This window comes from Thauera sp. 2A1, from assembly GCF_009469595.2.
GTDB lineage: Bacteria > Pseudomonadota > Gammaproteobacteria > Burkholderiales > Rhodocyclaceae > Thauera.
Genome location: NZ_SSXV01000012.1, coordinates 70,824 through 90,534, shown reverse-complemented (window position 1 = coordinate 90,534; position 19,711 = coordinate 70,824). Strand labels below are relative to the sequence as shown.

The window sequence follows — 19,711 nt, the reverse complement described above, 5'->3', positions numbered from 1 at the left end:
GGAGGCTTGGGATGATCAAGACGCTGGAAGTCCAGAATTTCACCGCGCTACCAGACGCGACGTGGGAGTTCGCGTCTGGACTGAATGTCATCGTCGGTGAGAACGGGTTCGGAAAGACGCACGTCCTGAAACTTCTGTATGCATTGCTTAAGGTCCCGTCGGACGCCAAGGACCTCAGTGCCGCGCAACTTGAGCGGGCCTATGCTGAAAAGCTGGTGGGAGTCTTTCGGCCCGAAAGCCTAGGACGCCTCGTGAAGCGGAGGCAGGGGCGTGGCCGCTGTGGATTCAGTGTTCGAATGACCGATTCGCAGTTGAGCGTGGCTGGTGGCTTTGCATCGAACGCCAAGTCGCAGGTGGAGCTGAAGAAGCGTCCGACCAAGGGGCTTGAGCGCTCGCCGGCCTATCTGCCGACCCGTGAACTGGTGACCCTGTGCCCGTGGTTTGTACCGCTGTACGACAACTATCACCTCGAGTTCGAGGAGACCTGGCGGGACACCGTGTCCTTGCTGGGCAATCCGTCGTTGAAAGGCCCCCGGGAGAAACGCGCGGCAGCGCTGCTGGAACCGCTGGAGCAGGCCATGGGCGGCAAGGTGCAGGTGGATGCGGCGAGTGGGCGCTTCTACCTTCAACTGCCGGGAGAGGGCCGGATGGAAATGCCGCTGGTCGCGGAGGGATTGCGCAAGATCGCAATGCTGGCGCGCCTGATCAGTACGGGTACGTTGCTGGAGCAGGGTTATCTGTTCTGGGATGAGCCGGAAACCAACCTCAATCCGAAGCTGATCAAGATTATCGCGGCCAGCATCGTGGCCGTCGCTGCCAGCGGGGTGCAGGTCTTCGTCGCCAGCCATTCGCTGTTCCTACTGCGGGAACTGGAGATGCTGCTCGGCGACAAGCAGTACCAGAAGCTACCCAGGCGGTGGTTCGCGCTAGCGGCGAAGGACGGCGAAGTCGCGTTGGAGCAAAGCGATCAGGTCGAGGACATCCAGACCCTGGTGATGCTCGACGAAGAGCTCGCTCAGTCGGATCGGTTCATGAACTGGGAGGGCGCGTGAGCACGACCATTGCGGAAGGCGCGTTGACCTTCACCTTCGCTCCCGGCGCGGAGGCTAGTAAGTACGATGACTGGTCTTTCTATCGCAATCAGTTCCAGCGGGGCTGCTTCACGGACAACAAGGCGGTCGATCTGTTGTGCGAGTTGAATCGCAGCGCGTGGCTGATCGAGGTGAAGGACTATCGGGTGCATCCGCGTACCAAGGCGGTGGATCTGGCCGATGAGGTGGCGATCAAGGTGCGGGACACGCTGGCGGGCTTGGTTGCGGCGAGTGTCGGCGCCAACGATCCGGTTGAGCGCGCATTCGGTCGCCGGATGGTGAGGGCGCAACGTATGCGGGTGGTTTGTCACATCGAGCAGCCGGTCAAAGGGAGTCGACTACGCCCTCGCGTGATCGAGCCGGACAAACTCCAGCTGAAGCTCCGCACACTGCTTAAGGCCATCGATGCGCATCCCATCGTGATGGACCGGAGTGGCACAGCCGCCACGTTGCCGTGGGTAGTCTCCTGAGTCCGTGCCGTAGGAACTGAATCGATGACTGCTCCGAGAACCGACGCCTCCTTGCTGAACGAGCTGCGCGGCCTGATCGAACAGGCCCGCCAGCACGTTGCACAAACTGCCAATAGTGCGGCGACGATGCTGTACTGGCATGTGGGCCTGCGTATCCGGCGTGAGGTTCTGAAGGAGGGGCGTGCGGACTACGGCGAGCAGATTGTGTCGACGCTGTCGACACAATTGGTCCGCGAGTACGGTCGCAGCTTTGGCGTGCGCAGCTTGCGCCGCATGGTGCAATTTGCCGAGGTGTTCCCGGACGAGGCGGTGGTGGCGTCGCTATCGCCGCACCTGAGCTGGAGCCACTTCATCGAGATCCTGCCGCTGAAAAAGCCGCTGGAGCGCGAGTTCTACTCCGAGATGTGCCGCATCGAGCGCTGGAGCGTGCATACCCTGCGGGAACGCATCGGCAGCCAGCTCTACCTGCGCACGGCGCTGACCAAGCAGCCCGAGGCTCTGGTCGATACCGAACTCGTCAAGCTGCGCGCCGGCGGCCAGATGACGCCCGACATGGTGTTCCGCGACCCCTACATGCTGGACTTTCTCGGCCTGCCCGACGGCTACAGTGAGCGCGACCTGGAGGCCGCCATCCTGCGCGACATGGAGCGCTTTCTGCTGGAGATGGGCGCGGGCTTCACCTTCGTCGCCCGCCAGAAACGCATCAGCGTGGGCGGTGACGACTTCTACCTCGACCTGTTGTTCTACCACCGGCACTTGCGCCGGCTGGTGGCGGTGGAGCTGAAGCTGGAGAAGTTCCAGCCCGCCCACAAGGGTCAGATGGAGCTGTACCTGCGCTGGCTGGACAAGTACGACCGCGCCGCGGGCGAGGAGTCGCCCATCGGCCTGATCCTGTGCGCCCAGGCCGACACCGAGCAGGTCGAGCTGCTCGACCTGGGAAGCGCCAACATCCGGGTCGCCGAGTACCTGGACAAGATTCCCGACATGAAACTGCTGCGCGAGCAGTTGCACCGTTCGGTGCAGCGGGCGCGCGAACAGGTCGCACTGGGGGCCCTGCCGCCCGTGTCCGCACCTGATGGAGAAGAGCAATGAGTCTGAAGCCGTGGCGTGAGATCGCCGTTCCGCACGAGGACGTGCTCAAGGGCACCTTCCAGCAGGCCGAGTTCGCGGCCGACCTGTCGCGCGTGCATCTGGGTACGGCAACCGCTGAGTACCAGGACCCGTCGCTGTTCTTCCAGCGCACCTTCATCACCGAAGGCATGCGTCTGCTGCTCGACTCGGTGGTCCATCGCCTGACCGGGCGTGGTGGCGATCCGGTGATCCAGTTGCAGACCGCCTTCGGTGGCGGCAAGACGCACACGATGCTGGCGGTGTATCACCTTGCCAAAGGCGAAGTGTCGGCCTCGGACATGCCCGGCATTCCGTCGATCCTGAACGCGGCCAGCGTGGTGGAGATGCCGCGGGCGCGCATCGCGGTGCTCGACGGCATCCGCCTCTCGCCCAACCAGCCGATGAAGCGCGATGGGCTGGCGGTGAACACGCTCTGGGGCGAGCTGGCTTGGCAACTCGGTGGCGCCGAGGGCTACGCCATGGTGCGCGAGGCGGACGAGTCCGGCACCTCGCCGGGCAAGGGCGTGCTGGCGGATCTGCTCGGCCGCTACGCGCCGTGCGTGATCCTGATCGACGAACTGGTGGCCTACATCCGCCAGTTCGAGGAAGGCAAGACGCTGTCGGGTGGCTCCTTCGATTCCAACCTGAGCTTCTTGCAGGCGCTCACCGAGGCGCTCAAGGCCGTGCCGACGGCGGTGTTGCTGGCCTCGCTGCCCGAGTCCGACAAGGAAGCCGGCAGCCAGCGCGGCGTGAAGGCGTTGGCTGCCCTGTCGCATTACTTCGGGCGGGTCCAGGCGCTGTGGAAGCCGGTGTCGTCCGAAGAGGCCTTCGAGATCGTGCGTCGTCGGCTTTTCTCGAGCATCGGCGACAAGCTGGGGGCCGAGGCGGTATGCCGGGCCTTTGCCGACTACTACATTGCCAACGCTGCCGACCTGCCGCACGAGACCCAGGAGGCGCGCTACTTCGAGCGCCTGATGCATGCCTACCCGATCCACCCCGAGGTCTTCGTGCGCCTCTACGAGGACTGGTCCTCGCTCGACAACTTCCAGCGCACCCGCGGCGTGCTGAAGCTGATGGCGAAGATCATCCACCGGCTGTGGAAGGACAACAACGGCGACCTGCTGATCATGCCGGGCAGTCTGCCGCTGTACGACGCCGACACCCGCAACGAGTCGATCTACTACCTGCCGCAGGGCTGGGACCCGGTGCTGGAACGCGACGTCGACGGCGAGCGCGCGGAGACCACCGAACTGGAGAGCGTGGATACTCGCCTGGGCAGCGTGCAGGCGTGCCGTCGCACCGCGCGGACGATCTTCTTGGGCAGCGCGCCAACGACGTCCAGCCAGATGGTGCGCGGCATCGAGCTCGAGCGGGTATTGCTGGGATGCGTGCAACCGGGGCAGCAGATCGGCGTGTTCAAGGACGCGCTGCGCCGCCTGAACGACCGCCTGCATTACCTCAACTCGGGCAACAATCGCTTCTGGTTCGATACGCGACCCAACCTGCGCCGCGAGATGGAAGACCGCAAACGGCGATTCCAGGACAAGGATGACGTGATCCCCGCGGTACGCGACCGGGTCCAGCGCACGCTGGCGCAGGGCGTGTTCGGCGGCGTGCATGTGTTCACCGCCAGCGCTGACATTCCCGACGACTGGGCGCTGCGTCTGGTGGTGCTGCCGCCGACAGCCGGCTACAGCCGCAGCGGCGACCAGTCCGCCATCCGCTACGCCACCGAGATCCTCAAGCACCGCGGCGAGCAGCCGCGTTTCAAGCAGAACCGCCTGATCTTCCTCGCCCCCGACGCCGATAGCGTGAGCCGCCTGAAGGATCAGGTGCGCTCGGTGCTGGCTTGGCAGTCGATCGTAGCCGACATCAAGGAGATGAAGCTCAACCTCGACCAGTACCAAGCCCGGCAGGCAAGCCGCAGCCTGGACGACGCCAACGAGGCCCTGCGCGGCATGGTGAAGGAGAGCTACCGCTGGATGCTGGCGCCGGCCCAGTTCGCCGAGCGCGGCAAGGGGCTCTCGGAGCTGCAGTGGGAACCGTTCCAGATCAACTCTGGCGCGCAGAACCTGACCCAGGAGATCGAGCGCGTGCTGCGCGAGAACGAGCTGCTGATCACCGAGTGGGCGCCGATCCACCTGCACAACGTGCTGAAGACGTGGTTCTGGAAGGACTGCACGGGCGAGGCCAATGCGCTCAACGTCTGGCAGCAGACCTGTCAGCAGCTTTACCTGCCACGTCTGCGCGACGACGCGGTGTTCCACAACACGCTTGCTGCGGGTGCGGAGAGCCGGGATTTCTTCGGCTTTGCGCAAGGTAAGGAGGACGGTCGCTACCTGGGCTTCAGCTTCGCGAAGCGGACGACGCCCATTCTGGACACCGCGCTGATCCTGATCGAACCGTCGCTCGCACAGGCCGAGGCTGAGCGCATCGCGGCCGAACGTGCGCAAGAGGCCGCGGGCGCTGGAGCGGCCACCTATCCGCTTGGCACGCCACCCAGTGCGCAAAAGGCTGCCGACTCGGGCGGCGCCACGCGCGCTCTCTCGGCCCCAGCCGCCGCCACCACAGCGCTCCGGACACACTTCTTCGGGACGATCGACCTCGATCCCGTCATGGCGAAGCGGCAGTTCGCCGACATCATCGACGAGGTGGTGCTGAACTTCACCGCCAAGCCGGGCGTGAAGGTGCGGATCTCGATCGAGATCGACGCAGAGAGCGATGCGGGCTTCGAGGACGGGTTGCAGCGTGCCGTGAGGGAGAACTGCAACGTGTTGAGGTTCAAGAACGCGGAATTTGACTGAGCCGGATCTCTGAAACGATCAACGCCCGGGAGCGCGCCGTCTAGCCCAATTCGGCAGTCAGGTTGAACCCACATATGGCCCGCCGGATGGGTCAGGAAATGCGAAGAGTGGATACGAAATTGATATAATCACAACGTCCGGTTTCGTTTTGCGGTTCACAGCGCACCCTGTTGGGATGCATCGTCGGTGATGCAGCGGGATCGTGTTGAAGCGCCGTCTTGACGAGACTTGGCATCGGATCGACTCCATTGTCCCATCGCACAACGGAGTCGATCCATCTCTCCGTCAGGCGCTTACGTGGACGGTTTCTGCAGAAAGCGGCTTGCGCCCACTCTTGGACGGCCCCGTCCAGCACTATCACGCTCAGAAAACCAACGAGTCGCCGATGGAACGACAAAAACTCCATTTTTCGACGTTACTGACGCTTTGGAGGCCGGAGTTCGCCCTGCAGATCATTGAATGGGTACGCGTCGAAAAAGGGAGCGTGAAGCCCCGGTATTTTCACGCCTACTTGTCCGCATCATGTACCGAAGCGGAAAGGTATACAGCCGAAATGCTTTGCCGCATGTGCGATGTGGCGTTCGGTGCCAATATAGACCGGCACTTCGTAGCCAGGCAAAGAATCTGGACGGCAAACGCGGGATGGCTAAAGCAAAACATCCCTTTGGGAAAAGGCGCTGGATTCCACGAGCTAACCGGATTCGTCGCGCTTTATACGCAACATATCCGTGAGGATAACGCCACATAACCGCTTCTTTCCAGATAGGGAAAGTGGGTGTTGTGGGCGGGGATGTACTTCTTATCTAGGTCTTTTCCCTGCATTGGCGCTGATGCTCGAGGGACGCGTCCTGCATGAAAGCCCGAGGCAAGCCGTGGTTACGCTCGGAACGCATCAGGACAGGCGATGTCTTGGATGTGTAGTCGTGCACACGCCAAGACGGGTACGCACGCCAGAACCCCTTCTTGCCGCGAAAATCAGGCAGCCCGAAATCGACGCCCAGGCCGGCGCTGGCAGTGATCGGCAGGCCGTCCGCCTGCCCAATCAGGTTGGCGAACTGGGTGAAACTCTCTTGAGAGCCCTTCGTGCGGGCCATGGATCAGTCGTCCATGAATCGTTTTGGCAATGGATGGACCTCCGTCCAATTTCCCTTGAAGCGGCTGCCGGCGTCGTCGCGGGGATCCGTCGTGCCACGCAGAAACGGTGGGATCTCGATCTCCACCTTCCGCCGACGTTTCCGAAGTCGAAACAAGGCGAAGAGCACGATGACCGCCGCCGCCCCGGCCAGCACCAGGTCACTCGCGGAGATCACATTCGATCCTCGTTGGAGTCGTCGGCAGCGCCAGCCTCGCGCTCTGGCACCGAGGGCTCGCCCGTCGTCCGCCGCCATGCCACAAGCAGCGTCGGGCAGCGCAGTCGCTCGGACGGTCGCGGATCTCGCAGGAAGGCCGGCACGTCCAAGATCTTCGGTTTGCCGTTCTCAGGGTTGGTCATCGCTGCACCAAAGGTATGGCGCCGCCATTCCAGCACAAAAAGCGCTTTGCGGGCGGGTCGGGCGACGCTGGAATGCTTACTTGGATCAGGCGGTGGGCGCAGATGAGCCGCGATGCGTGGACGCGTCGGCTCTGCGATGCGGGCTAACACTTTCCGTCGTGGTGATAGCCCGGTGATAGCCCGACCAAAAAGAAAAGGGGCTCGCATCGCTGCAAGCCCCTGAATTTGTTGGTGGTGATGGGCGGAATCGAACCGCCGACCTATGGGTTATGAATCCATCGCTCTAACCGTCTGAGCTACATCACCAACAGAGCGCGCGAATATAGCGGGTTGGTGACGGGGGCGTCAACAGGCGCCAGCACATGCGGCGTGCGCAGCGGGGCGGTCGGGAGCGCGGTGCATGTGGCGTAAGTCTTGATTTATAAGGATTTTGCATTGACATCCGGGTGGTGATCGGCCATCATGCGGGCCCTTCCCATGTCGTCTGCCGGTTCGTCCGGGCCTGCCTTGCGCCGCCTTCTTTCGCGATCCATGCGTTCTCTTGCTGCCATCCTGGCGGCTTCTTCCCTGTCCGTGATGTTTGCGGGCAGCGCGTTTGCGGGCCTGCCGCGGATGATTCCGCCCGAGGCGAAGAAGGTGAAGATGGTTTTCGCCGGCGATGGTTCGGTGGCGGTGGGCGACAAGCTGTTCAAGCTCAGCCCGGGGGCGCAGATCCGCGACCCCGAGAACCGCCTGCAACTGCAGGGTGCGGTGCGCGGTGAGTATCGCGTGCGGGCGGTCGTCGACGCCAACGGGCAGGTCAGCCGGGTGTGGATCCTCACGCCCGATGAGATCGCCGCGCCCGAACCCAAGCAGTAATCCCAGCGTGATTCCCTCCTGATGAAAAAGCTCTACATCCGCACCTTCGGGTGCCAGATGAACGAGTACGACTCCGACAAGATGGCGGACGTGCTCGGTGCCAATGAAGAACTGGTCAAGACCGACAAGCCGGAAGAGGCGGACGTGATCCTGTTCAACACCTGCTCGGTGCGCGAGAAGGCGCAGGAGCGGGTGTTCCACGACCTCGGCCGAGTGAGGCTGCTGAAGCAGGCCAAGCCCGACCTCATCATCGGCGTCGGTGGTTGCGTGGCGAGCCAGGAAGGCGAGGCCATCGTCAAGCGCGCGCCCTTTGTGGATGTGGTGTTTGGCCCGCAGACGCTGCATCGCCTGCCGACGTTGATCGAGGCGCGCAAGAGGACCGGTCGCTCGCAGGTGGACATCTCCTTCCCCGAGATCGAGAAATTCGACGCCATGCCGCCGGCGCGCGTCGAGGGCGCCAGCGCCTTCGTGTCCATCATGGAAGGCTGCTCCAAATACTGCACCTTCTGCGTCGTGCCCTACACCCGCGGCGAGGAAGTGTCGCGCCCGCTGGAAGACGTGCTGGCCGAAGTGGCCGGCCTGGCGGCGCAGGGCGTGAAGGAAGTGACGCTGCTCGGCCAGAACGTGAACGCCTGGCGCGGCGAGCTGACGCGCGAGGATGGCGAGCAGGGCGACTTCGCCTTCCTGCTCGAATGCGTCGCGGAGATCCCCGGCATCGAGCGCATCCGCTACACGACCTCGCATCCGCGCGAGATGACGCAGCGCCTGATCGACTGCTACGCGAAGCTCCCCAAGCTGGTGTCGCAACTGCACCTGCCGGTGCAGTCGGGCTCGGACCGCGTGCTGGCGGCGATGAAGCGCGGCTACTCGGTGCTGGAGTTCAAGTCCGTCGTGCGCAGGCTGCGCGCGGCGCGTCCCGACCTGTCGCTCACCTCCGACTTCATCGTCGGCTTCCCCGGCGAGACGGCGGAAGACTTCGACAAGACGATGAAGCTGATCGACGAGGTCGGCTTCGACGGCTCGTTCAGCTTCGTCTACAGCTCGCGCCCCGGCACGCCGGCGGCCGACCTGGAAGACCCGGTGCCACAGGACACCAAGCTCGCCTGGCTGGCACGGCTGCAGAAGCGCATCGACGAGCAGTACCAGGCCAACAGCGAGGCGATGGTGGGCAGCATGCAGCGCATCCTGGTGGAAGGCGCGGCGAAGAAGCACGCCGAGGTTGAGATGATGGGCCGCACCGACAACAACCGCGTGGTGAACTTCGCCGCCTCGTCGCCCAACCGCGACCGCCTGATCGGCCAGTTCATCGACGTGCGCATCACCGCCGCCCTGCCGCACAGCCTGCGCGGCGAAATCCTGACCCGGGAATCCTGAATGGCGAAGACCCTGGAAGTCTTTTTCGAGCCGGCCGACAACCCGCGCCTGGCCCGGATGTGCGGTGCGCTGGAAGAGAACCTGCGTCAGGTCGAGAACGCCTTCGACATCACCATCAGCCGCCGCGGCGAGCACTTCACGCTGCACGGCCATCCGTCGCAGGTGCTGCGCGGCGAGATGGCGCTGAAGCATTTCTATGAGCTCGCTGACAAGGATCTGTCGGTGGATGACGTGCAGCTTGCGCTGATCGAGATCGCCACCCGCGGCAATAGCGACGCCGGCGCGCAGCCCGCGCCGGTGCTGCTGACACGGCGCACCGAGCTGCACGGCCGCACGCCGCGTCAGGTCGAGTACCTGCGCTACATTCAGGATCACGACATCACCTTCGGCATCGGCCCGGCCGGCACCGGCAAGACCTACCTCGCGGTGGCGAGCGCAGTCGATGCCTTCGAGCGCGACCTGGTGGAGCGCATCATCCTCACCCGCCCGGCGGTGGAGGCCGGTGAGCGCCTGGGCTTTTTGCCCGGCGACCTGGCGCAGAAGGTCGACCCCTACCTGCGCCCGCTGTACGACGCGCTGTACGACCTGATGGGCTTCGACCGTGTGGCGAAGCTCTTCGAGCGCAGCCTGATCGAGATCGCGCCGCTCGCCTTCATGCGCGGGCGCACGCTGAACAACGCCTTCATCATCCTCGACGAGGCGCAGAACACCACGCCCGAGCAGATGAAGATGTTCCTGACGCGCATTGGCTTCGGCGCCAAGGCGGTGGTCACCGGCGACCTCACCCAGGTCGATCTGCCGCGCGGCCAGCGCAGCGGCCTGCGCGAGGCGCGCGAGGTGCTGGCGCAGGTGCGCGGCATCGCGTTTACCGAATTCCAGAAGGAAGACGTGGTGCGCCACCCGCTGGTGGCGCGCATCGTCGAGGCTTACGACAACAAGGCGGCAAGCGAGGCGAAGACCCGGGCCGCCACCGAGACGCAGGGAGAGCAGGGAAATGCCTAAGCAGCACGCGGCACGCAACGGCGGGCCGAAGATCCTCATCATCGATGCCGAGGGCAAGGCGACGCGGGTGAAGGCCGAGCGGCTCGAGATCGAACTCAGCGGCGGCCGTCGCCTGCTGCTGGGCTTTCCCGACCAGGGGTGGGGCGATCTCGAGATCGAGGCCGAAACCGCCAGCGAGGAAGATACGCCCGTCATCAGCCTGCAACCGGGCGCGTGCAATGTGGTGACCCTGCGCCTGGACGTGCTGCATGACCTGCTGCCGGTGGACGACGAGGAACAGCAACCGGCGCCCGAGCCTGAACCCGAACCCGAGCCGGCGCGCAGCACGCTGCCGCCGGTGCTGACCTTGTCGGTGCAGCGCGCGGTGGAGGGCGACGACAAGGCCAACGCGCCGAAGAAGAACCACATCCGCCGCTGGGCGCAAGCCGCGCTGCAGGGCGATGCCGAAGTCAACGTGCGCTTCGTCGGCGAGGATGAGGGGCGGCGGCTCAACCGCGAATTCCGCGGCAAGGATTACGCCACCAACGTGCTCACCTTCAGCTACGGCGAGGACGAGATGCTGGCGGTGGCCGAGTCCGGCGCGCCGCTCACCGGCGACCTGGTGCTGTGCGTGCCGGTGGTGGTGCGCGAGGCGGCCGCGCAGGGCAAGACGCTGGAAGCGCACTTCGCCCACCTGGTGGTGCACGGCATGTTGCACCTGCAGGGCTACGATCACCTCGAGGATGCCGAGGCCGAGCGGATGGAGGCTTTGGAGACGCAGATCCTGCGCCGCCTGGGCTATGCTGACCCTTATGCCTGACGACTTGCGCGCGCTGACGGCGGCGCGCACCGACACACGCTGATGGAACCTTCCCCTACAAGCAAACCGTCCCTGCTCGACCGCCTGTCGGCGATGATTTCCGGTGAGCCGGCAGACCGTGACGACCTGCTCGCGCTGATGCATTCGGCGTGCGAGCGCAACCTGATCGACACCGACGCGCTGTCCATCATCGAAGGCGCACTGCAGGTGTCCGACATGCAGGTGCGCGACGTGATGGTGCCGCGCGCGCAGATGGACGTGGTGCGCATCGGCGACTCGATCGACAAGATCGCGCATTTCGCCATCGATACCGGCCATTCGCGCTTCCCGGTGGTGGGCGAGAGCAAGGACGACGTGCTGGGCATCTTCCTCGCCAAGGACCTGCTGCCCTATTTCGTCGGCTGCCCGTTCGACCTGCGCGCGGCTCTGCGCCCGGCGGTGTTCATCCCCGAGACCAAGCGCCTGAACGTGCTGCTGCGCGAGTTCCGCGTCAGCCGCAACCACATGGCCATCGTCGTCGACGAGTACGGCGGCGTCGCCGGCCTGGTGACGATCGAGGACGTGCTCGAGCAGATCGTCGGCGACATTGAGGACGAATATGACGGCGTCGATCTCGACGACAACATCCGCCTGTTGCAGGGCAGCCGCTACCGCGTGAAGGGCACGACCGAGCTGGGCGCCTTCAATGACGCCTTCGCCGTGCAACTGCACAGCGACGACGTCGAGACCATCGGCGGCTACGTGATCCACCACTTCGGCCGCGTGCCGCAGCGCGGCGAATCGCTCCAGATCGAGGGGCTGCGCGTGCGCGTGCTGCGCGCCGACAGCCGCCGCATCCTGGCGCTGGTGGTCGAGCCCCTGCCGCCGGGCGACGCCGCAGGCGGCTGAGCGTGCGTTCCTTCCTGCTGGCGCTGCTCGCGGGCGGCGCGTCGGTGTTCGCGTTCTCGCCCTTCGAGCTGTTCGTGCTCGCATTGCCGGCGCTGGCGGTGTTCGCCTGGCAGTTGCAGCGCGCGGCGCGCGTGGGCGACGGCTTCCTGCTTGGCCTGGCCTGGGGTTTCGGCGCCTTTGCGGCAGGGATCTCGTGGCTGTACGTGGCGCTCAACCGCTACGGCGGCATGCCGATGCCGCTGGCGGCACTGGCGATCGCGCTGTTCTGCGCCTATCTGGCCTTGTACCCGGCGCTGGCCGGGGCGTTGTTCGTGCGGCTGCGCAGCGGCGGGGCGCTCGCCCGCGCGGGGCTGTTCGCCGCGCTGTGGCTGGTGGCCGAATGGTTGCGCGGCGTGGTGTTCACCGGCTTTCCGTGGCTGGCCATCGGCTATACGCAGACGCCGCCCAGTCCGCTGGCGGGCTTCCTGCCGCTGATCGGGGTCTACGGGGTGGGCGGGCTGGTGGCCTTCCTCGCTGCCGGGCTGGCTTTCGTGCGGTGGAATCGGCTGCGTGCGGCCATGCCGGCAATGGCGCTGGGTGCGCTGCTGCTCGGCGGCGGTGCGGCGCTGCGCACGGTGGCGTGGACGGCGCCGGTCGGTCCGCCGCTGTCGGTGGCGCTGGTGCAGACCAATTTCGAGCAGTCGCTGAAGTGGAACCCCGAGCACTTCGTCGATGTGCTGCGCGCCAATGCGCAACTGGTACGCGACACCGAAGCGCAACTGGTGGTGCTACCGGAGACCACGCTGCCGACGCTGATGGACCGTCTGCCCGAGGGTTACCTGGAGCTGCTGCGCGGTTTCGTGCGCGAGCATGGCGGCGACCTGGTGCTGGGTGTGTTCCGCACCGAGCGTGACGATGCGGCTGGCGAGGCCAGCGACGGCCTGCGCATCTACAACGCCGCGATCAGCCTGGGCGACGGGCCGATGCAGACCTACGCCAAGCAGCACCTGGTGCCTTTCGGCGAATACTCGCCGCCGCTGTTCGGCTGGTTCTACCGTCTGGTGGATATCCCGATGTCGGACCAGACGCGCGGCGCGCCGGACCAGCCGCCGATGACGCTCGGTGGCCAGCGCATCGCGCTGAACATCTGCTACGAGGACCTCTTCGGCGCCGAGCTGGTCCGCGCGCTGCCGCAGGCCACGCTGCTGCTGAACCTCTCCAACCTCGCCTGGTACGGCAATTCGCTGGCCCAGCCGCAGCACCTGCAGATCGCCCGCGTGCGCGCGCTCGAGACCGGCCGGCCGATGCTGCGCGCCACCAACACCGGCATGACCGCGGTGGTGCAGCCCGACGGCAGCGTCGCCGCGGTGCTGCCGGAGTTCGAGCGCGGCGTGCTGCGCGCCGAGGTGCGCGGCTACCAGGGCATGACGCCCTACGCCCATTGGGGCGACCGGGCGGCGCTGGGGATCGCGGCGCTCGTGCTGGCGGCGCTTCTGCTGCGGCGGCGCAGCGGCTGAGGGCGGTCGCGGTCAAGCCCGCTCCTACGACTAGGGGCCGGAAGCCTGCCGCAGGAGCGGGCTTGACCGCGATTTCGGGCGCCCGATCTCGGCCGGGACCGCCCCTCCGCGTGGGTGCCGGAAGTTCGCTGTAGGAGCGGGCTTGACCGCGACCAGCCCGTTCGATTGCTTCTGCTCGATCCTTGCTCCACTGACACTCGCACCCAGTGATCCTCCAGGAACCATTGAGAGTGTGGGTTGACTTAAACAGTACCAAAAGAGTACTGTTTATCCCGAGCCATCCACAGACGCACTGCAGGAGACCGCCATGGAGCCCGACACGATCCGGCGCTTGCTTGAAACTTCCGCCCGTTACTTCGGGCTGGACGGCGCGGCGCGCGCCGCCGCCGAACTCGACCGCAGGGCCGGGATCGGCGATGCCGACGACGAACCGGCTTCGACCCCCGTGCCGCTCGCCTGCCTGCTGAGCGCCAGCGGCTGCGTGCGCCCGCACGCGATGGCCTGATGATGCTGCGCATCAGCAAGCTCACCGACTACGGCACGCTGGTGCTGACGCACATGGCGAACTTTCCCGATCGCCTGTTCAGCGCCACCGACCTCGCCGCCACCCTCGGCCTGGGCGCGCCCACCGTCAGCAAGGTGCTGAAGACGCTCGGCCGTCATGACCTCGTGCGCAGCGTGCGCGGCCTGCACGGCGGCTATGCGCTGGGGCGGCCGGCAGTGCAGATCAGCGTGGCGCAGATCGTCGATGCGCTGGAGGAGCAGCCTTTCGGCCTCACCGAGTGCAGCGCCAGCGCCGGCTCCTGCGATTTCGAGCACGATTGCCGCATCCGCGCCAACTGGCAGCGCATCAACGGCGTGGTGCGGCGTGCGCTCGAGGACGTGAGCCTCGCCGACATGGTGAGCCCGCAGCCGATGGTGGCGGGCAGCGATGCGCGCCCGATCACCGGCCCCCAATCCATCAAGGGGCGCGTTGCGCCCGACCAGGAGTCAGCACGATGAACGCCCCGACCAAACCGATCGAAGCCTTTCTCGAACGCGAGTATCCGGCCGGCTTCGTCACCGCGCTTGAGGCCGACGCCCTGCCCAAGGGCCTGTCGGAAGAGGTCATCCGCCGCATCTCGGAAAAGAAGGGCGAGCCTGAGTGGCTGCTGCAGTGGCGGCTGGAGGCCTACCGCCGCTGGCTGACGATGACGCCGCCCGGCTGGGCGCAGGTGAGCTTTCCGCCGATCGACTATCAGGACATCGTCTATTACTCGGCGCCCAAGCGTAAGGCCGACGCGCCGAAGAGCCTCGACGAAGTCGATCCCGAGTTGCTGCGCACCTACGAGAAGCTGGGCGTGCCGCTGCACGAACGCGCGCGGCTGGCCGGCGTGGCGGTGGATGCGGTGTTCGACTCGGTGTCGGTGGCGACCACCTTCAAGAAGCAGCTCGGCGAGCACGGCATCGTCTTCTGTTCCTTCTCCGAGGCGGTGAAGGAGCGCCCCGAGCTGGTGCGCCAGTACCTCGGCACGGTCGTGCCGCAGGGTGACAACTTCTACGCCGCGCTGAATTCCGCGGTGTTCTCCGACGGCTCCTTCGTCTACATCCCCAAGGGCGTGCGCTGCCCGATGGAGCTGTCGACCTATTTCCGTATCAACGCGCGCGACACCGGGCAGTTCGAGCGCACGCTGATCATCGCCGACGAGGGCGCCACGGTGAGCTACCTCGAGGGCTGTACCGCGCCGATGCGCGACGAGAACCAGCTCCATGCCGCGGTGGTCGAGCTGGTGGCGCTGGAAGGTGCGTCCATCAAGTATTCGACGGTGCAGAACTGGTACCCCGGCGACAAGGACGGCAAGGGCGGGATCTACAACTTCGTCACCAAGCGCGGCGATTGTCGCGGTGCGCGTTCGCACATCTCCTGGACCCAGGTCGAGACCGGCTCGGCGATCACCTGGAAATACCCCAGCGTGCTGCTGCGCGGCGACGATTCGGTGGGCGAGTTCTATTCGGTGGCGCTCACCAACCATCGCCAGCAGGCCGACACCGGCTCCAAGATGATCCACATGGGGCGCAACACGAAGAGCACCATCATCTCCAAGGGCATCTCCGCCGGCCGCGGCAGCAACACCTTCCGCGGCCTGGTGCGGGTGACGCCGAAGGCGGCGGGGGCGCGCAACTACACGCAGTGCGATTCGCTGTTGATCGGCGAGCGCTGTGCCGCGCACACCTTCCCGACGATCGAGGTGCGCCACCCCTCGGCGCGCGTCGAGCACGAGGCCACCACCTCGCGCATCGGCGAGGACCAGTTGTTCTATGCGATGCAGCGCGGCCTCACCGCCGAGGACGCGGTGTCGATGATCGTCAGCGGCTTCTGCAAGGAAGTCTTCAAGGAACTGCCGATGGAGTTCGCCGTGGAGGCGCAGAAACTGCTGGGCGTGAGCCTGGAAGGCAGCGTCGGCTGAAGATGGCACAAGGCAAACAGGACAGGGAAAACATCATGCTCGATATCCGCAATCTTCACGCCTCGGTCGATGGCAAGCCCATCCTGCGCGGCCTCGATCTTCACGTCGGCACCGGCGAGGTGCACGCCATCATGGGCCCCAACGGCTCGGGCAAGAGCACGCTGGCGCAGGTGCTGGCCGGGCGCGACAGTTTCACCGTCGAGGACGGCAGCGTGAGCTGGGACGGCGTCGATCTGCTCGCCATGCCCACCGAGGAGCGCGCGCGCGCCGGGCTGTTCCTCGCCTTCCAGTACCCGGTGGAGATCCCCGGCGTCTCCAACGCCTACTTCCTGAAGGCCGCGGTGAACGCGGTGCGGCGCCACCGCGGCGAGCCGGAATACGACGCGATGGACTTCCTCAAGCGCGTGAAGGCGGAGATGAAGGCGGTCGGCATGCGCGAGGAATTCCTCTACCGCTCGGTGAACGAAGGCTTTTCCGGCGGCGAGAAGAAGCGCAACGAGGTGCTGCAGATGGCGCTGCTCGAGCCGCGCCTGGCGATCCTCGACGAAACCGACTCCGGCCTCGACATCGACGCGCTGCGCACCGTGGCCGACGGCGTGAACCGGCTGCGCTCGCCCGAGCGCTCGATGATCGTCATCACCCACTACCAGCGCCTGCTCGACTACATCGTGCCCGACCATGTGCATGTGCTGTCGCGTGGCCGCATCGTGCGCTCGGGCGGGCGCGAGCTGGCGCACGAGCTGGAAGAGCGCGGCTACGGCTGGATCGACGAGGCACAAGCCACGCCGGCGGCGCAGGGGGCGGCATCATGAGCACGCTGGAGCACTGGCTGCAACGCTACAACGCCGGCCGCGACGCGCTGCCCGGCGCCGGCGTGCCGTGGCTGGACGCGCTGCGCGAAGAGGCCATCATGCGCTTCGCCGACGAGGGCTGGCCGAGCAACCGGCTGGAAAACTGGCGCCACACCTCGCTCGCGCTGCTCGAGGAGCGTTCGTTCGCGCCGGCCGCTGCGCCGCTGGCGCCGGAAGCGGTGCTGCAGCGCCTGCGGCGCGACGGCGAGGAAGCCGCGGGCGGGCACTGGCTGGTGTTCGTCGATGGCCGCCATGCGCCTGCGCTGTCCGAGCTCGGCGCGTTGCCCGGGGGGGCGGAGATATGTTCGTTGGCCGAGGTGCTCGCGACGCATCCCGATTGGGTCGAAGCGTACTTCGGCACGGTGGAGGAGGGCGCCAGCCCCGTCGCGCTCAATGCCGCGCTCGCCACCGACGGCGCCTTCGTGCGCCTGGCGCGCGGCGTGGCGCTGGATGCGCCGCTGCATGTGGTGTTCATCGGCGGTGTGCGTGAGGGCGCGAGCCTGGTGCGCAACCTGATCGTCGCCGAGGCCGGCGCCGAGGCCACGATCGTCGAGCATTACGTCGGCGTGGAAGGCGCGGGCGATGTCCAGGCGGGCGCCGCCGCAGCCGGCACGGCCGGCGCGCTCACCAACGCCGTCACCCGCATCGCTGCTGCGCAGGACGCACGCATCACCCACCTGAAGCTGCAGGAGGAAGACCGCAGCACGGTGCATGTGGCGCAGATCGCCGCGGTGCAGGCGCGCGGCTCGGTGTTCGCGTCGCATTCGCTGTCCTTCGGCGCGCAACTGGCGCGCAACGACATCACCACCCGCTTCGACGGCGAAGGCTGCGAGGCGCTGCTGAACGGCCTGTTCCATGTCGATGGCCGGCGCCATGTCGACCATCACACCCGCATCGACCACGCGCAGCCGCGTGGCACCAGCCGCGAGTTCTATCGCGGTGTGCTCGACGGCGCCGGGCGCGGCGTGTTCGCCGGCCGCATCCTGGTCGCGCCGGGCGCGGTGCGAACCGATGCGATGCAGCGCGCCGACAACCTGCTGCTGTCGCCGCAGGCGGAAGCCGACGCACGGCCCGAGCTCGAGATCTATGCCGACGACGTGAAGTGTGCGCACGGCTCGACCGTGGGCCAGATCGACGAGGACAGCCTGTTCTACCTGCGCACCCGCGGGCTGGACGAAGCCCACGCGCGCAACCTGCTGACCTATGCCTTCGCCGCCGAGGTGCTGGAGCGCATCGGCCTGGCGCCGCTCAAGCGCCGCGCGCAGGCGGCGATCCGCGCCCGCCTGCCGGGCGGCGAACTGATGGAGGCCTTGTGATGAACATGAACGAAGTGCCGGCCGGCGCGGCTGTCGACCTGTCCGCGCACGCGGCCGACTTCCCCATCCTGTCGCGCCCGGTCCGCGGCAAGCGCCTGGCCTACCTCGACAACGCCGCCACCACGCAGAAGCCCGAGGTGGTGATCGAGGCCGAGCGGCGCTTCTATCGCGAATCCAACGCCAACATCCACCGTGGCGTGCATTGGCTGTCGCAGCACGCCACGGATCTTTACGAAGGTGCGCGCGAGCGCGTGCGCAGCTTCCTGAACGCGGCGCGGGTGGAAGAGATCGTGTTCACCCGCGGCACCACCGAATCCATCAACCTGGTGGCGCAGAGCTGGGCGCGCAACACGCTGCAGCCCGGCGACGAGATCCTGATCACCGCGATGGAGCACCACTCCAACATCGTGCCGTGGCAGTTCGTCTGCGAGCAGACCGGCGCCGTGCTGAAGGTGGTGCCGATCAACGACGCCGGCGAGCTGGTGCTCGACGCCTTCGACGAGCTGCTCGGTCCGCGCACCCGCCTGCTGGCCATCACCGAGGTGTCGAACGCGCTCGGCACGGTGAATGACGTGGCGCCGCTGATCCGCCGCGCCCGTGCGGTAGGCGCGCGCGTGCTGGTCGATGGCGCGCAGGCCGTGGCGCACATGCCGGTGGACGTGCGCGCGCTGGGCTGCGACTTCTACGCCTTCTCCGGACACAAGCTGTACGGCCCGACCGGCATCGGCGTGCTGTACGCGCGCCACGAGCTGCTGCAGGCAATGCCGCCGTGGCAGGGCGGCGGTTCGATGATCGAGACGGTGAGCTTCGAGCGCTCCACCTTCGCGCCCGCGCCGCAGCGCTTCGAGGCCGGCACGCCCCACATCGCCGGCGCGGTGGCGCTGGCGACCGCGATCGACTACGTGCTGGAGATCGGCCTGGAGCGCATCGGCGCGCACGAGCACGCGCTGCTGGCCAGGGCCACCGCGGCGGTGCAGGCGCTGCCCGGCGTGCGCATCATCGGCACTGCCGCGCACAAGGCCGGCGTGCTGTCGCTGGTGGTGGATGGCATCCATCCGCACGACCTCGGCACCATCCTCGACGCGGACGGCGTCGCCATCCGCGCCGGCCACCACTGCGCGATGCCGGTGATGACACGCTACGGCATCCCCGGCACGGCGCGCGCCTCCTTCGCGCTGTACAACAACGACGAGGACGTCGATGCGCTGGTGCGGGCCATCCGCAAGGCGCAGGACATGTTCGGAGGCCGGCGATGAGCGGACACGAAGGCTTCGGCGATCTGCGCGAGCTGTACCAGGAAGTGATCTTCGATCACAACCGCCAGCCGCGTAACTTCCATTCCATGGCCGACGCCGACCATGTCGCCGAAGGCCACAACCCGCTGTGCGGCGACCAGCTCACCGTCTATCTGAAGGTGGCCGACGGCGTGGTGCAGGACGTCAGCTTCGTCGGCCACGGCTGCGCCATCTCGACCGCCTCGGCGTCGTTGATGACCGAAGCGGTGAAGGGCCGGCCGGTGGAGGAGGTCGAGGCGCTGTTCCGCGACTTCCACGCCCTGCTCACCGACGTGCCGCCGGAAGGGCGCGACTTCGGCAAGCTCGAGGTGCTCGCCGGCGTGCGGGAATTCCCCGCGCGGGTGAAGTGCGCCACGCTCGCCTGGCACACGCTGCACAACGCGCTGGAAGGCGGCGGCACGGCGAAGACCGAATGAAC

Annotated in this window: 21 protein-coding genes and 1 tRNA gene; 18 read left to right on the top strand and 4 right to left on the bottom strand. The window is 66.5% G+C overall.

Annotation, left to right across the window (positions count from 1 at the left end):
- The first annotated feature begins 11 nt into the window (after nt 1–11).
- From GH664_RS12715 to GH664_RS12695, 5 genes are all read left to right on the top strand, one after another.
- On the top strand, nt 12–1,052 hold the full coding sequence (locus GH664_RS12715; protein ID WP_153168447.1) for an ATP/GTP-binding protein: 1,041 nt from the start codon (nt 12–14) through the stop codon (nt 1,050–1,052).
- Nucleotides 1,049–1,561 carry a hypothetical protein gene (locus GH664_RS12710; RefSeq protein WP_153168446.1) on the top strand — a complete coding sequence of 171 codons (513 nt, stop codon included), beginning with the start codon at nt 1,049–1,051 and terminating at the stop codon, nt 1,559–1,561. Before GH664_RS12715 ends, GH664_RS12710 begins: the two co-directional genes overlap by 4 nt.
- A gap of 24 nt (nt 1,562–1,585) precedes the next feature.
- Nucleotides 1,586–2,653: a YhcG family protein gene (locus GH664_RS12705; RefSeq protein WP_153168445.1), complete on the top strand. Its 1,068-nt coding sequence runs from the start codon at nt 1,586–1,588 to the stop codon at nt 2,651–2,653.
- Complete coding sequence (locus tag GH664_RS12700; protein ID WP_153168444.1) at nt 2,650–5,475, top strand: ATP-binding protein; 2,826 nt, start codon at nt 2,650–2,652, stop codon at nt 5,473–5,475. Before GH664_RS12705 ends, GH664_RS12700 begins: the two co-directional genes overlap by 4 nt.
- A 385-nt stretch (nt 5,476–5,860) precedes the next feature.
- The gene (locus GH664_RS12695; RefSeq protein ID WP_153168443.1) at nt 5,861–6,223 is read left to right on the top strand and encodes a hypothetical protein; all 363 of its coding nucleotides are present in this window, start codon (nt 5,861–5,863) and stop codon (nt 6,221–6,223) included.
- Nucleotides 6,224–6,278: 55 nt separating this feature from the next.
- Here GH664_RS12695 and GH664_RS12690 read toward each other — a convergent pair whose 3' ends face one another.
- From GH664_RS12690 to GH664_RS12675, 4 genes are all read right to left on the bottom strand, one after another.
- Nucleotides 6,279–6,569 carry a hypothetical protein gene (locus GH664_RS12690; RefSeq protein ID WP_153168442.1) on the bottom strand — a complete coding sequence of 97 codons (291 nt, stop codon included), beginning with the start codon at nt 6,567–6,569 and terminating at the stop codon, nt 6,279–6,281.
- 3 nt (nt 6,570–6,572) lie between these two features.
- Nucleotides 6,573–6,785: a hypothetical protein gene (locus GH664_RS12685; protein WP_153168441.1), complete on the bottom strand. Its 213-nt coding sequence runs from the start codon at nt 6,783–6,785 to the stop codon at nt 6,573–6,575.
- Nucleotides 6,782–6,967, bottom strand: coding sequence for a hypothetical protein (locus GH664_RS12680; RefSeq protein WP_153168440.1), 186 nt, complete (start codon nt 6,965–6,967; stop codon nt 6,782–6,784). Before GH664_RS12680 ends, GH664_RS12685 begins: the two co-directional genes overlap by 4 nt.
- A gap of 229 nt (nt 6,968–7,196) precedes the next feature.
- Nucleotides 7,197–7,273: transfer RNA gene (locus GH664_RS12675), tRNA-Met, on the bottom strand.
- Nucleotides 7,274–7,498: 225 nt separating this feature from the next.
- On the opposite strand from GH664_RS12675, the gene GH664_RS12670 reads away from it, so the two are divergent.
- From GH664_RS12670 to sufU, 13 genes are all read left to right on the top strand, one after another.
- Entirely contained in the window at nt 7,499–7,825 is a 327-nt protein-coding gene (locus tag GH664_RS12670) for a hypothetical protein (RefSeq protein WP_228111493.1), read from the top strand.
- A gap of 21 nt (nt 7,826–7,846) precedes the next feature.
- The gene (gene miaB / locus GH664_RS12665) at nt 7,847–9,199 is read left to right on the top strand and encodes a tRNA (N6-isopentenyl adenosine(37)-C2)-methylthiotransferase MiaB (protein ID WP_153168439.1); all 1,353 of its coding nucleotides are present in this window, start codon (nt 7,847–7,849) and stop codon (nt 9,197–9,199) included.
- Entirely contained in the window at nt 9,200–10,201 is a 1,002-nt protein-coding gene (locus GH664_RS12660; protein ID WP_153168438.1) for a PhoH family protein, read from the top strand.
- On the top strand, nt 10,194–11,000 hold the full coding sequence (gene ybeY, locus GH664_RS12655) for an rRNA maturation RNase YbeY (RefSeq protein ID WP_153168437.1): 807 nt from the start codon (nt 10,194–10,196) through the stop codon (nt 10,998–11,000). Before GH664_RS12660 ends, ybeY begins: the two co-directional genes overlap by 8 nt.
- A gap of 42 nt (nt 11,001–11,042) precedes the next feature.
- Nucleotides 11,043–11,888 carry an HlyC/CorC family transporter gene (locus tag GH664_RS12650; protein ID WP_153168436.1) on the top strand — a complete coding sequence of 282 codons (846 nt, stop codon included), beginning with the start codon at nt 11,043–11,045 and terminating at the stop codon, nt 11,886–11,888.
- Between the two features lie 2 nt (nt 11,889–11,890).
- Nucleotides 11,891–13,384, top strand: a complete 1,494-nt coding sequence (lnt, locus tag GH664_RS12645; RefSeq protein ID WP_153168435.1) for an apolipoprotein N-acyltransferase — start codon at nt 11,891–11,893, stop codon at nt 13,382–13,384.
- 307 nt (nt 13,385–13,691) lie between these two features.
- Nucleotides 13,692–13,889, top strand: a complete 198-nt coding sequence (locus tag GH664_RS12640) for a hypothetical protein (RefSeq protein ID WP_153168434.1) — start codon at nt 13,692–13,694, stop codon at nt 13,887–13,889.
- Complete coding sequence (locus GH664_RS12635; protein WP_228111492.1) at nt 13,889–14,386, top strand: SUF system Fe-S cluster assembly regulator; 498 nt, start codon at nt 13,889–13,891, stop codon at nt 14,384–14,386. Before GH664_RS12640 ends, GH664_RS12635 begins: the two co-directional genes overlap by 1 nt.
- Nucleotides 14,383–15,831, top strand: coding sequence for a Fe-S cluster assembly protein SufB (gene sufB / locus GH664_RS12630; RefSeq protein WP_153168433.1), 1,449 nt, complete (start codon nt 14,383–14,385; stop codon nt 15,829–15,831). Before GH664_RS12635 ends, sufB begins: the two co-directional genes overlap by 4 nt.
- Before the next feature lie 35 nt (nt 15,832–15,866).
- Nucleotides 15,867–16,643 (top strand): Fe-S cluster assembly ATPase SufC, encoded by a 777-nt coding sequence (gene sufC, locus GH664_RS12625; RefSeq protein WP_153168432.1) that lies wholly within the window; start codon nt 15,867–15,869, stop codon nt 16,641–16,643.
- Complete coding sequence (gene sufD / locus GH664_RS12620; protein ID WP_153168431.1) at nt 16,640–17,998, top strand: Fe-S cluster assembly protein SufD; 1,359 nt, start codon at nt 16,640–16,642, stop codon at nt 17,996–17,998. Before sufC ends, sufD begins: the two co-directional genes overlap by 4 nt.
- On the top strand, nt 17,998–19,254 hold the full coding sequence (locus GH664_RS12615; RefSeq protein WP_153168430.1) for an aminotransferase class V-fold PLP-dependent enzyme: 1,257 nt from the start codon (nt 17,998–18,000) through the stop codon (nt 19,252–19,254). Before sufD ends, GH664_RS12615 begins: the two co-directional genes overlap by 1 nt.
- Complete coding sequence (sufU, locus tag GH664_RS12610; protein ID WP_153168429.1) at nt 19,251–19,709, top strand: Fe-S cluster assembly sulfur transfer protein SufU; 459 nt, start codon at nt 19,251–19,253, stop codon at nt 19,707–19,709. The genes GH664_RS12615 and sufU overlap by 4 nt, the downstream gene beginning before the upstream one ends.
- Nucleotides 19,710–19,711: the final 2 nt, after the last annotated feature.

What these genes read in the sequence shown, in the direction of transcription:
- GH664_RS12635 (WP_228111492.1), top strand. Translation starts at nt 13,889, where the DNA reads ATGATGCTGCGCATCAGCAAGCTCACCGACTACGGCACGCTGGTGCTG.
- sufC (WP_153168432.1), top strand. Translation starts at nt 15,867, where the DNA reads ATGCTCGATATCCGCAATCTTCACGCCTCGGTCGATGGCAAGCCCATC.
- GH664_RS12700 (WP_153168444.1), top strand. Translation starts at nt 2,650, where the DNA reads ATGAGTCTGAAGCCGTGGCGTGAGATCGCCGTTCCGCACGAGGACGTG.
- miaB (WP_153168439.1), top strand. Translation starts at nt 7,847, where the DNA reads ATGAAAAAGCTCTACATCCGCACCTTCGGGTGCCAGATGAACGAGTAC.
- GH664_RS12715 (WP_153168447.1), top strand. Translation starts at nt 12, where the DNA reads ATGATCAAGACGCTGGAAGTCCAGAATTTCACCGCGCTACCAGACGCG.
- GH664_RS12615 (WP_153168430.1), top strand. Translation starts at nt 17,998, where the DNA reads ATGAACATGAACGAAGTGCCGGCCGGCGCGGCTGTCGACCTGTCCGCG.
- GH664_RS12660 (WP_153168438.1), top strand. Translation starts at nt 9,200, where the DNA reads ATGGCGAAGACCCTGGAAGTCTTTTTCGAGCCGGCCGACAACCCGCGC.
- sufU (WP_153168429.1), top strand. Translation starts at nt 19,251, where the DNA reads ATGAGCGGACACGAAGGCTTCGGCGATCTGCGCGAGCTGTACCAGGAA.
- GH664_RS12690 (WP_153168442.1), bottom strand. Translation starts at nt 6,569, where the DNA reads ATGGCCCGCACGAAGGGCTCTCAAGAGAGTTTCACCCAGTTCGCCAAC.
- GH664_RS12705 (WP_153168445.1), top strand. Translation starts at nt 1,586, where the DNA reads ATGACTGCTCCGAGAACCGACGCCTCCTTGCTGAACGAGCTGCGCGGC.
- GH664_RS12640 (WP_153168434.1), top strand. Translation starts at nt 13,692, where the DNA reads ATGGAGCCCGACACGATCCGGCGCTTGCTTGAAACTTCCGCCCGTTAC.
- sufB (WP_153168433.1), top strand. Translation starts at nt 14,383, where the DNA reads ATGAACGCCCCGACCAAACCGATCGAAGCCTTTCTCGAACGCGAGTAT.
- GH664_RS12695 (WP_153168443.1), top strand. Translation starts at nt 5,861, where the DNA reads ATGGAACGACAAAAACTCCATTTTTCGACGTTACTGACGCTTTGGAGG.
- GH664_RS12650 (WP_153168436.1), top strand. Translation starts at nt 11,043, where the DNA reads ATGGAACCTTCCCCTACAAGCAAACCGTCCCTGCTCGACCGCCTGTCG.
- ybeY (WP_153168437.1), top strand. Translation starts at nt 10,194, where the DNA reads ATGCCTAAGCAGCACGCGGCACGCAACGGCGGGCCGAAGATCCTCATC.
- GH664_RS12680 (WP_153168440.1), bottom strand. Translation starts at nt 6,967, where the DNA reads ATGACCAACCCTGAGAACGGCAAACCGAAGATCTTGGACGTGCCGGCC.
- GH664_RS12670 (WP_228111493.1), top strand. Translation starts at nt 7,499, where the DNA reads ATGCGTTCTCTTGCTGCCATCCTGGCGGCTTCTTCCCTGTCCGTGATG.
- sufD (WP_153168431.1), top strand. Translation starts at nt 16,640, where the DNA reads ATGAGCACGCTGGAGCACTGGCTGCAACGCTACAACGCCGGCCGCGAC.